This is a genomic window from Alkaliphilus pronyensis (genome assembly GCF_009017275.1).
Classification (GTDB): Bacteria; Bacillota; Clostridia; order Peptostreptococcales; family Natronincolaceae; genus Alkaliphilus_C; species Alkaliphilus_C pronyensis.
Window position 1 is genome coordinate 94,507 of record NZ_WBZC01000019.1, and the last position, 13,401, is coordinate 107,907.

The window sequence follows — 13,401 nt, forward strand, 5'->3', positions numbered from 1 at the left end:
GAGACTTTTCTATGAAACGTTATAGAATTTTGTTTAGTATTTTTCTAATTCTTACCCTCCTGATTCGACCACTGCCAGTATCAGCTGCCAATAAGCTAGATATAGTTTTTATAATAGATCGTTCAGGAAGTATGGGTTCCAGCATTAACAATGTCAAAAACCAAATCAGTGACTTTACAGATTTATTAGAGGGTCAGGGGATTTCCTATCGACTTGGACTGGTCACCTATGAAGACGATGTTACTGTATATCCCCTTACTAGTAATGTCAATAGATTTAAAAGAGACTTAGGTAGGATTGATGTTTCCGGGGGTACAGAAAATGGTTTAGATGCTATTTATGATGCGGTAAATAGCTACATATTCGATATTAGTGCAGCTAAGTACTTTGTGCTTATAGGTGATGAAAGAATATATAGTGATTATGGGCGGACGGAAAATTCAATCAAGAACCTATTGAAAAATAACAACATTATATTAACTAGTATTGGCCCAAATTCAAGTTCAGATCCAGCCAAATCACAATTAAAAAGCATTAGTGATGCAACTGGAGGATTGTACTTAGATCTGGACAGTGATTTTAAAGATAGCTTAACCTCTATTTTTGACCAAATTCAGACTATCCCAACCCTTGATATTGTATCGCCAACACCAAATCAAGTGATTAGTGGGTTAAACACAGCCTTTATCCCTGTTGTAAATGTGGCTGACCCCGACAGTGATAGACTGACCTTCTCATTATATGTAGACAGTGAGACGAGCCCTAGACAGACGAAAACTGTTACCAATAGCACTAACTCCCAAATGGTTAGCTTCGATGCCATGAACATGGGCGGTTTAGTTGAGGGAAATCATAGCCTTCGTTTTGAAGTTAATGATGGAACAGCAACTGTTCAGGAGATAGTCAACTTCCAAATTGATAAAACACCACCACAATTAGGAGTGACGAATGTAACTGCAACAGCCAATAGTATAACTATGACAGGAAGTGCTACAGATGCAAGGGCAGGGATGAATCATCTTCCCTATCGATATACAGTAGGTACTACTTCAAGCAACTGGACTTCATTAACCTCATACACAAGAGGATCATTAAGCCCCAATACTGCCTATACAACCAAATTTGAGGCAAGGGATAAGGTGGAGTTAACGTCAGTAAAAAGTCAGACTGTTTATACCTTAGCCCAAATTCCTTCATTTACAATTCAAAACCAACAAACCGATAGCTTGGAGCTGCTTTTTAATGATAACAATCCTGGAACAACTCAATATCAGGTTAAGGTAGGTAGCAAATATGTAAGTAGTACTGGTACCCTGACAACGACCCCTACGTGGATTACAGCAACAGAACGCAGGGTTACCATAAAGGGTCTTTCTGCCAATACAAGCTACTTAATTGAAGGAAAGGCACGAAACCATGCAGGTATAGAAACTAACTATTCACCAAGGGTGACTGGTATCACCATAGGAGATCCACCTAAGAACATTACATTAGATTCTTCACAAACATCAGTCACCATAAGCTGGTCGCCAGTGGTAGGGGCAACAGGCTACGATGTAGAAGCCGATGGAATTATCGTGGATAACGGTAATCTTACTACCTATATTCATCAAAACCTAATCCCTAACACACAACATCAATATAGGGTTAGGTTAAAAAATGGTGGAGGAACAGGAAATTGGAGCTCACTTTATTCAATTACTACCCTACCCTATCCTCCAGCTAGTCCAGAAAATTTAAACTTGATACCAAGTCAAAGAAGTATTCAGTTGGAATGGGATTCCGTACCAAATGCAGACAGCTATGAAGTAGAGGCCAACGGTAGCATCATTTATTCCGGTGACCAAACCTCCTACCTATATCAGCAGTTAACCCCCAAAACCAGCTACAGCTTTAGAATAAGGGGAGTCAATCGTGGAGGGGCAGGTGAGTGGAGCCAAGAGTATTCAATAGATACACTTCCAGATCCACCTACAGAACCGGTTAATATCACCACAAATATTACTAAAGATTCAGTAAGGGTACAATGGCCCAGTGTTGAGGGGGCTACAGCCTATGAAATTGAGGTGGATGGTTTAATTTTAGAAAATGAAGATAACACATTTTATCTCCATGAAAGCCTATTACCTTTATCCGGTCACACCTACAGAGTAAGGGCTAAAAATAGTGGAGGGAAAAGTCCATGGAGTGTGGCAATCAATGTAACAACACATCCAGAAGCCCCTGTGGTACCTACTAACATTATGACTACTTCAGATAGCAGTAGTATCAATCTTACCTGGTATCAGGTTGCCTATGCTGAAAGCTATGAAATAGAAATAGATGGAGTAACAGTTGTTAATGTGGAGGATACAATTTTTACCCATAGTGGATTAAACACCAATGACCAGCACAGCTATCGAGTTAGGGCGAGAAATATAAGTGGTGTCAGCCCATGGAGTAAACCAGTAACAATGTCCACCATGGGTGATGAAGCAGTGGCATTAACAAACCTTGTTGCTGTGGTGACCAATCATTCAATCATGCTTTCTTGGGATGCTGTGGCCTATGATAATAGGTTTGAAATAGAGGTAGATGGAGTCTTAATGGATAACGATCAAAATACAACTTATAATCATACAGGACTTCAAGCAGAGGAATACCATACCTATAAAATTCGTGTAAAGGATCAAACGGGAGATCCCCAATGGTATGTTGTTCTTTCCCTAGCTACATTACCAAATCCCCCCGATGCACCAGGGGAAATAGAGGCCTTTGCCACAGACACATCGATAGAGCTTCGATGGGATAGGGTGGAAGGGGCTACAGGTTATGATATTGAAGTGAATGGAACAGTTTTGGATAATGGAACATTAGAAAGCTATATACATGATCAGCTTACACCAGCCACTACCTATTACTATCGGATCAGGGCAAAAAATATGACTGGGGTGACCGCCTGGAGTCCTCTTCTATCAAAGAGCACCACTAGTCCCACCTATGTTGTTGATGGAAAGCTGGAGGAAAACTTTGAGATGTCATTGTTAGCATATCATGTACAGGATTTCAGCCAAATGACCTTCGTGGTAACCTATGATCCTGACGAAGTAGAGGTTGTGGATTTATATGGATTTACAATAGAAGAAGAAAGTTTGATTACAGGAGTCATTCCTGGAACCAATATTGAGGTCAATCACACCGAAGGTAGAATCGAGTACAGGGTTCAACAATCTGTTCTTCCAGGAACCTCTTGGACAGGTGAAATATCGGGAATTATATTTAAATCAAAAATTGATGGCGAGATAAACATAGATTTTATTTTAGAATAATGATTAGAAATGAGGAATGTAGATGCTTAAGGAAAAAGGTAATCATACAAGATTCATTGCATTATTGTTAGGGATGGCGTTGATTGCACCACTATTTATCTATGCTGTGGATATGCCAAATATTAAAGATACGTTGCCCCTTCAAGGGGAGACTGTTAAAGCAGTCAATCAGGAAGAAGAGAACAGAATTGCCGCAGAAATCTCTAATTTAACAGGGGTAAAAACCTCAATCATACATGACCTTAGAAAAGAAGGCAACAGCTGGAATAAGATTTTAAGCTATTTAGGTGAAGCAGATTTGGTAGAGGAACCAGTCAATAGAGACACACAGCTTCTTAATTCTGGACTAACAAATGAATTTTTAACAGCTCTTTTCGCTGAAGGCTTTAGAGAAGAAGAGGTATTAGAAGCCAAAATATTAGCAGAACGAGTTCAGTTTCAGCTGTATGAAATTAAAAGAACCATAGAAACTGACGTGATGGCAGAAATAGAGAGTAATAATGAAAATCAAGAGGAGAACAAAAGGCTTCGACAGCTTTACGAAGGGTTTAAACTGGAAGATGCCATCACCCTTGTCCTAAGGCTGGATAAAAGATTAGGTAGTAAAGAGGCTGCACTGGAGGAATACCTTATCTCCCTCCAGTTAGATATTTATCTGAAGGATTATGTAGAACTATGGGAGGACTATTTAGACCTGAAAGGAGAAAAAGGGGTAGGAATTGATCCAATTACCCTTCATGATTTAGAGGAGGTAACCTTGAAGACTATTCAAGAAGGTAATAACCATGACATTTCCCTTGAGTCATTTAGTCCTAAGGAAGTTGAAATACCCGTTTTCAATCATTCAAAAGAATCTCCTATTTCATCAAATCAGGTAGTAAAGCCTCATAATCCAGCACAACAGATTATGGATGAGATTAATAAACTAAATCCTAACTATACTACAAAGGAGCGTTAACCATGATTAAGAAGTTGATAGCTAGAACCACTATGTTAATTCTAATTACAGGTTTGGTTTTACATACCGGACTTAGTGTATATTCAATGATTAGCGACGGGAAAACATTTGAAAGTGAACAGGTAGCCCTGCTAACAGATGAAAATATTGATGAAGTACCAACTACAGAAGTAGAAATAAGTGTAGAAATTCAAGAGATCATCAAGGATCAATATCCCGAGAGATATGATCATTACCTTGATTTATATCGAAGCATCCTTTCTACATTCATGGTTTCGCCAGCCCTGCAGACACAAATCGAAAGCTTGTTAATAGAGGGATATCTTTTAGGGGATGTAATGAGTGCCTACGATTTTCTATATCATGGCTATGGGACCGTTGAAGAGCTAAGGGAGCTTTTGATAGCCCATCAAATGGGGGAAGGCTGGGTAATTTTGTTTAAAGACTATAATCAAGCAAATACCTTTGTACCCAGGGATTTTGATATGGAATATCTGGAAAAACTGACCCAAACCCTAGGAATAACCTCTGATGACATTATGATTGCCGATATAATTTCACATAAATCAGGGGAAGACTTTACCTCCCTAATCCATAGACTGCAGGAGGGAGAAAGCTGGCGTCAGATTACTGAAGAATTAAATATACTTAATGGTTCAGATTCCCTCCCAAGGGTTCAAGTAACTCAGGAAAAGCTAACAAGCTACACTTCACTGGGGCTGTCAGAAGAGAAGATAGTTGAAGGGCTGGTATTAGCAAATAAACTAGGCTTTTCTGAGGAAGCAGTTTTAGAATTAGTCCAAAGGGGACAAACAGAAGAAGAAATATTAGCCAGAGGATATCAGGAAAAATATCAGTAAAAAACATTAGTAATACAAAGGGGGCATCAAATAAGTGAAACGTATAAATAGAATCTTATTAATCCTAAGCCTGCTATTTCTTCTACTACCCCTTCAGGCCCATGCAGAGACCCTTGAAGAGCGGTTAAATAATTTAGTAGGACCAGCAAAACAGTATAATACAAAGCTTTCTCCAGTTTTTATTAGAAATAATACCCTAGAAGAATCCATCAGTGCCCAAAGTGGTGAAATCAAGTTAATGCAAACAGATTATCTGCTACCAGGTACTAATGGTCTTGATCTAGAGATTAAACGTATCTATAAAAGCGGAGTATCAAATGTGCAGGAAATGAAGGTTAAGTATGTGAATGGTGCTTGGGTAGACTATGTCCATTCTGATGCTAAAACCTCCTCCTTTTATGAGGATAGATATAACATTGGTGTAGGGATGCGTTTTTCCTTTCCCTCCATGGAAATCAGAGAAAACCAGGACAAAAGCAGTCATAAGTTCCTTCACACCGAGGGGGGAGATGTTTATCGTCTGCGGGCTGTATTGATGGATGATATAGTTACCTATATGCCAGAGGGACAAACAGTTCGAGATGTAATCATTAGAGAATCCAATGATTTCAATAATGGACAAGGGGACGGAGAATCGAAATATGTCATGTCAGGAAAGGATGGAAAGAAAACCTACTTTTCTGAGGACGGAAGAATTCTAGGAATCGTCGATCGCTACGGCAATACAATAAAATTTGAGTATACTACCCTTAGCTATGAAATTGGCAGCACTAAAATAGAAAAGCGTTTGATCGGTAAAATTATCGATTCAGTAGGTAGAGTTGTTACCTTAGAATATAAAGAAGACCATAGCTTTAGAGTAGGTAAAATTAAAGAGGTACCCTATTCAAAGGAAGACAGCTATAAGGCCTCACAAAATCCCAACACTGTGGATTCCGGTGACTTAGAGGAGAAATTTCAAGTTGAGATCACCTTCCCAGGGGGGAAGAAAATAGTCTATGATAAATCAGCGGTACTAGTCAATCCACAAAAACAAGTAATTAGAACCAGACTTCAGAGGGTATATGATGTTGACGGTCAGCCTAAATATCATTACTGGTATGAACAGCCTGAGCTAGGCTTTACCTACACCAATGGCAAAACCTATTCAGTATATAACCGATATGAAAATCTTGTGCAAATAGACTACTTAAAAAATAATCGGATAAAGCGATATAGCTACGACTCCTTTACCCAGGGCTTAAGTGAAGGAAGCATGCAATATCGGAAAATTGTTGAGGTACAGGAGCTTGTCAAAAAAGATTTTGATAATAGCCATAAGCAATTTATAGATAAATTTATCACAGAAACCAAAGATCGGGTAACCTACACCTATGTGAATGAGCCCGATGGCTTTGGACATGCAGGCTATAAAGAAAATGACTATGATTATTTAGAGAACACCTACCGCTACGAGACAAAAATTACTGACTTGCTTGGGGGAACGCAACATTATTCCTATGACGGTATACATCAGCTAATCGAAATACAAGACGTTGGAGAGCACCATAAGGAAGTTACCTATACTGAGCATGATGAAATGAAATTGGTTAAGCTGAGTAAAAGGTTAATTTATCCTATAGTGAATGGTCAACCAAGCAGTACCCCTACTACAGAGATAACTAACTATAAATATGATGAATATGGCAATTTAACCAATTACACTGGTAAGGAAGCCAAACGGGATGAAAATGGTATTCCTCTAAATAATGAACATACAGTGGTATATTCCTATGACTATGATCGTTACCATATGCCAACCTCCAAAACATGGAAGAGGAATCCAGAAACCCTGAGTCAAGTTTTATATACCTTAAACAACTCAGGAGATATTATTCAAGAAACAAAAATCAATACTCAAGATGAGAATCAATGGGTAATTATCTACTATGAGTATGATGAATATGGAAACATGATTAAAAGAGAGAACCAATCTAAGGGAGAGACCTATAGCAGCTATTATGAATATGGAGTAGATGCAAAGGGGCAGGACCACAAGGGTGCTTATATGACAAAGACCTATCAAATATTTGATGGGGAGAGAATAGAGAGAAAATACAGCTACGATTTTAACACAGGCAATTTATTGGAGGAAATAGACCCTCTAGGGAATGTTACGACCTTTGAATATGACTCCCTAAGCCGATTAATCAATACAACTAAACCAAATGGAGGACAGCTACCGGTTTCCTACAGGGATCAACCATACCAGGATTTTGCCATTGAAGAAACTGATGCCCTTGGTAACCGATTCCTATACGAGTATGATATCTTGGGATACTTAGTGAGATACAGTCTTTGGAAAGAAAACCAATGGCAACGGTTAGAGACAAATGAATATGATTCAAAGGGTAACCTATTAAAGCAAATAGATGCCAATGGCCATAGCATAAGGTACACCTATGATAGTGCCAGTAGGCTGATATCCAAAGGCTATTATGAAAAGGATCAGGTACAAAAAGGAGAACTATCCCTTAAATATGAAGTTGGTTATGATGAAAATACACCTCTAAGACTGGTCATTACCGATGAAGAGGGCTATAAAGAAAGGTACTATTATGATGTATTAAATCAGTTGATTAAGAAGGAATATTCAGCAGATAAAATCAACTATTACTCCTTAAACTATACCTATGACTATGAAGGTAATTTAATAGAGTTTACTGATGGTGGAGGTGCTACCAGCTATACTGAATATGATGATTTGGGAAGAAAGGTAGTCTACACAGACCCATTAGGCTACAAAACCCATTATGAGTACAATGGTCTGAACCAAGAGTTGAAAATTCATCAGCCTGATGGAAGAATTGTAGAGAACATTTATGATGAAATAGGTAGGCTATCAGAGACAAAAATCTATCTTGAGGGCTCAGAGGAATACTGCTATTCCAGTGTAAACTATGACCTTAATGGCAACATTATTAGCCAAATAGAAGGTATGGGAGATGGAGCAGGAAAGACACCCCAATATGTCCTAGAGTTTAGTTATGATTCCATGAATCAAAGGACAGATCAATATGAAAAAATAGATGAAGCAAGGAAAAGCCACAAAGAGTTTAAATATGATTTAGCAGGCAATCTGCTGCAAGTGCTAGACTTTAGCGATGCTGAAAAAACAAAATATATTGCTACAGAATATGCTTACGATTTTGCTGGGCGTCAGGTAAAAGAAATTATAGCTTACCATGATGTCAACAATGCAGCCGAGGCTGCCCAGTATGGCTATAGTGAAAAACACTTGGAAAGGGACATGGAAGGAAATATAACTAAAGAGCTTGTTTTCACAGGGGATGGGTTCGAGACCACCCACTACGCATATAATTACCGTAATTTAGTGACAGAAATAAAAGAGCCCTTTAGTGGACAGCAGTATAAAGTAACGCAATATCAATATGATCAAAAGGGTAATCTGACAGCTGAAACCATTAAGAACCAGGGTAAAGCTTTAACCACAGCCTATATATACAATGGTCAGAATCAAGTGCTGACAAAGACTAACCCCCTTGGTCAGGTTCATCGTTATGCCTACGATGCTAATGGAAACAAAATTAAGGAGGTAGACCCTAGATATATAAATATGGATTTAGAAGATGCCCCAGGTATGGTCTATGAATATGATCAAATGAACCAAGGGATTAAGGACATTGATTTCGATGGGACAAACTCACAGGTAGTGACCTATCGTGAATATGACGGAAGGGGTAATATTGTCAAGGAAGTATCAGGGGAAGGCTACAACAATGATGCACCAGAGGATTCCTTTGGAACATTAATGAAGTATGATGCTCTAAATAGGGTAATAGAAAAAACTTCAGCCCAGACAGCCGCTGAGAACCTTCAAAGGGGAACAACCTTCTACACTACCGGCTATCAGTACGATTTTAGAGGTAATGTATTGTCTGAAACAGATTCCTATGGCAATACAACCTACAGCACCTATTATTTAAATGGTTTATTAAAGGAAAAAACATACCCAGATGAATCAAGGGAGCTTTATGATTATGATTTGACTGGATTACTTTATCAAATAAAAATCAATCGTGGGGGAAATAAAACTGAGCAGTGGAATACAATATTCCAAACCCCCTTCAAGGTTCAATTTGCCGATGGAACCACCCAAATACACCAGTATTCCCCTAAGGGTGAGTTAATTGCCCAAAGGGACCAGGCTGGAAACTGGACCTACTATGAATATGATCAACAGGGAAATCAAACAGCAATTAGGGAGTATATCCGTAGGGAAGGGAACACCGAATTTTATAAATTAACCCAAAGCACCTACGATGAAAGGGGTCTTAAACTTTCAAAGGAAACATTCTTACAAGAGGTTAATGGAGAGCTGGAATCGGTTGTTTCAGCAAATGATCTAGTACACTTCACCTATGATAATGCTGGAAGATTAATTAAGACCAGTGGACCATTGGACCAGGAAGTACTTCAAGAATACGATGCCCAGGGGAATGTCATCACAATTACAGAGGCTGTTTCAGCAACTGAGGCAGAGATAAAAAGAATAAAATATGATCATCATTCAAGGGTGACATCAGAATCAATTTTGGTAAAAACCTCAGAAATAGACTCAAGGTTTTTAGCTGGTGCTACCTTCGATGACTTCTATTTTGATCGAATTATGGCTACCACTACCTATCAATATAACAAAGATGGGCAACCAATCCTTAAAAGGGATGCTAACGGTAATCAAACCCAAGTGAGCTTTGATTTAGATGGAAGACCAGTAAAGAGGGTGAGTGCAGAAGGGGATATACACCAATATTTCTATGACAGAAATGGTAATCTAATAGAAGAATGCAATGGAAATAGTGCTGTTACCCAATATCAATATGATGCCTTTAACCAGCTAATCAGAAAAATTGAACCAGCCCAAAGTGGTATAGCTGTCACTGCCTATATCTACGATGTCATGGGAAATGTGATTAAGGTAATCAATCCCAATGAATATCAACAGGATAAAGACACCCCTGAATTAGTACAAGAGTTGAAGGGTACTACCTATACCTATGACAGTATGAATCGTAAGGTGACCACTTATTCACCAGAAGGTGTTTTACTGGAGTATATCCTATATAATGAGCTAGGTATGCCCCAGAAGGTAATCAATGGCTTGGGTTACACCGGAGAATTAGCTAACTCATTAGGCACTACCTATACCTATGACGGATTGGGTAAAACTACCACAATGACCGATCCACTAGGGGCTGTAACCAGCTTTCAGTATGATGTTCTTGGTAATCTGGTTAAAAGAACAAACCCCAAAGGACATATAACCACATGGGTTTATTCCAGTGCTAGTACCATGGATGCTGAAAAACATCCCGATGGCAGCAGTAAATGGTATACCTATGATAGAAAGGGAAGAAAAATCAGCGAGACAGATGAAAGAGGCTATGTTACCACCTATCGCTATAGTAGCTTAGGAAAGCTATTGAAGGTGGAGGACCCTTACCAAAATACAAGGGAGCTAAAATATGATTTAAGCGGAAACCTAATTAGTGAAAAGGACAAAAGAGGAAGCATAAGCTATTTTAGCTACGATAAAACTAATAGACTAACTCAAAAAAGACTTCCCCTTCAATTAGATGCAGCAGGAAATACAGACTATCTTATAGAAGACTATCAGTATGATTCTGTTGGCAATCTAATAAGAAAAAAAATCACTAGCAGTAAGGATGCCACCTTCATTAGAGAAACAAGCTACACCTATTATGATAATAACAAGGTAGAGACAGTGTCAGACAATAATGGAGCTTACAGTAAAAGTACCTATGACTTAAACGGTAACCTTGTGGAGCTTAAGAAGGCTAAAAATGATAAAGAGTTTGAGATAGAACGCTATCAATACGACTCCCTTAATAGACAAATTACAAAAATACAATTGGTTAATGCAGAAGATATCTATGAAGGCGATAAATACAGTCACCTTATAGAGGAAACTACAGGAAAGCTTCAGCTTATCACTCAATATCAGTATGATCCTATGGGAAATAAAATAACAGAGACTAATCCCAAGGGTGACCAAATAAAATATCGCTATGACCTATTGGGGCAGGTTATAGAAATTACCAGAGATTTAGACGGACAAGAAGTTAGTCAGCATTTTGATTATGATGCCAATGGGAATCGTATCAAATCTACAGATGAAAAAGGAAACGAAACCAAATACCATTATGATACCATGAATCGACTATTGACTATTATAGACCCAATGAATCAGCCCTTTACCTTTGAGTATGATTTAGCAGGAAACAAAATTACCGAAACCAATAGTCTAGGGTATAAAATGACCTATGAATATGATCAATTGAATCGACTACAAATAATAAAGGACCCACTTAATAAAATAATCAGACAAAATGAGTATGACGAAAATGGGAACTTAGTAAAGTACATTGATGGCAAAGGCTATGAGACACTACAATTCTTTGATTTAGCAAATCGAGTAATAAAAAAAATTGATCCAGAAGCTAATGAAGACAATAAACATACAGCAATATATCAGTATCTACCAACAGGAGAATTGATTAAAGAAACAGACGCCTACGGCCATAGCATGACCTACCAGTATGACAATGGAGGAAGATTACAGGCAGTTACCGATCAACTAGGAGTTACTACCCGATACGGCTACGATTTAATAGGCAACAAGCTATTTATGCAGGATGGACGAGGCAAGGTAACCAAATATCACTATGGAGCCCTTGGCTTCCTAATAGAGGTTATCAATAGTGAAAATCAGTCCATTAACTATCAATATGACTTAACAGGAAATCTAGCCCTAGAAATAGACAAAAGCCGAAATCACATACAATACACCTATGACAGCCGAAACCTACTGACAAAAAAGCAAGTATTAGAGACAGGAGATCAAATTACCTACAGCTACGATGAAGCAGGAAACCGACAGACCATGGAGGACGAAAGTGGAGAAACCACCTATTACTACGATGAAAAACATCAATTAATAGAAAAAAGAAAAAATGGAGAACTAGAAATAGCCTATGAATATAACAGCGTAGGAAACCTAATCACAGTAACAGATAACAAAGGCTTTACAACAGGCTATACCTACGATGAGTCCAATAGGATGAAAACCGTTACCTTTAATAATAAGACAGTCACCTATGAGTACGATGAAAACGGAAACCGAAAATCAATCCAATATCCAGGAGGAATAAGAGAAGAATACATCCTGAACAAAAACAATCGATTAATAGAACTAACCAACAAGAGCAACAAAGGAAGCATATTATCAAGCTACCAATACACCTATGACTTAACCGGTAAAGAAACCAGCAAAACCGATAGCTATGGAACCACAAACTATACCTATGACACCGTGGGTAGAGTCACAAAAGTAGAGGCACCAGGAAAAACCACCCACTACAGCTACGATAAGTCAGGAAACCGACTAACAATGGATGAGATATACACCTCACCCCAACCAAGTGGATATATTGACCAAAATACAAAAGAAGCGATACAATATAAAATAAAGAAAAGTCACTATGTCTATACCAACGCCAACAAGCTCATAAAACTAGTAGAAAAGCTACAAGACGAAGAAGGAGAAGAAGTACTCCAAAAAACAACCAACTACCAATACGATGCCAATGGAAACGAAGTAAGACAAGCAGTAAACTATATACTACCCCACAATAGACAAATGAGACAAAGCACCACCGGGGATATCCATGGAGATCAACAAACAGAAGAAATCAATATCCTAGTAGAAAAGGTCAACAGCCAATATGACGGCTTTAACAGACCAAAAGAAATAGAAAAAATCAAAGATGGAGAAAGAGTAGTAGTCAGCTTTACCTACAACGGAGACGGACTAAGAACCCAAAAGATTAGTAAGAGCTCAAAGGATAACTACAACCCAGTCTACACCAACTACCATTACGACAGGCAGCATGTCATCCTAGAGACCAATGAAAGAGGAGCAGTCAGCGGAAGATACATCAGAGGAAATAACTATATCAGTAGATATGACAGCAACAACCAATTAGTATATTACCTATATAACGGACATGGAGACGTAGTACAAACCATAACCGAGGCAGGGGAAATACAAAACCAATATGACTACGACATATTCGGAAACCCAACCCTCCAAATAGAACAACACCAAAACCCAATCCGCTATGCAGGAGAATTCTATGACCAAGAAACAGGACTCTGCTACCTAAGAGCAAGATACTACAACCCCTACACAGGA

At 38.5% G+C, this 13,401-nt stretch carries 4 protein-coding genes; all 4 read left to right on the forward strand.

Annotated features, from left to right (window positions below):
• Positions 1-11: 11 nt before the first annotated feature.
• Positions 12-3,308: a fibronectin type III domain-containing protein gene (locus F8154_RS06605; protein WP_151860818.1), complete on the forward strand. Its 3,297-nt coding sequence runs from the start codon at positions 12-14 to the stop codon at positions 3,306-3,308.
• Between the two features lie 22 nt (positions 3,309-3,330).
• Positions 3,331-4,266, forward strand: a complete 936-nt coding sequence (locus tag F8154_RS06610; protein ID WP_151860819.1) for a hypothetical protein — start codon at positions 3,331-3,333, stop codon at positions 4,264-4,266.
• A gap of 2 nt (positions 4,267-4,268) precedes the next feature.
• Complete coding sequence (locus F8154_RS06615; RefSeq protein ID WP_151860820.1) at positions 4,269-5,126, forward strand: hypothetical protein; 858 nt, start codon at positions 4,269-4,271, stop codon at positions 5,124-5,126.
• A gap of 34 nt (positions 5,127-5,160) precedes the next feature.
• The coding region (locus F8154_RS06620) for an RHS repeat domain-containing protein (RefSeq protein WP_192930187.1) at positions 5,161-13,401 on the forward strand (8,241 nt) is incomplete at its 3' end.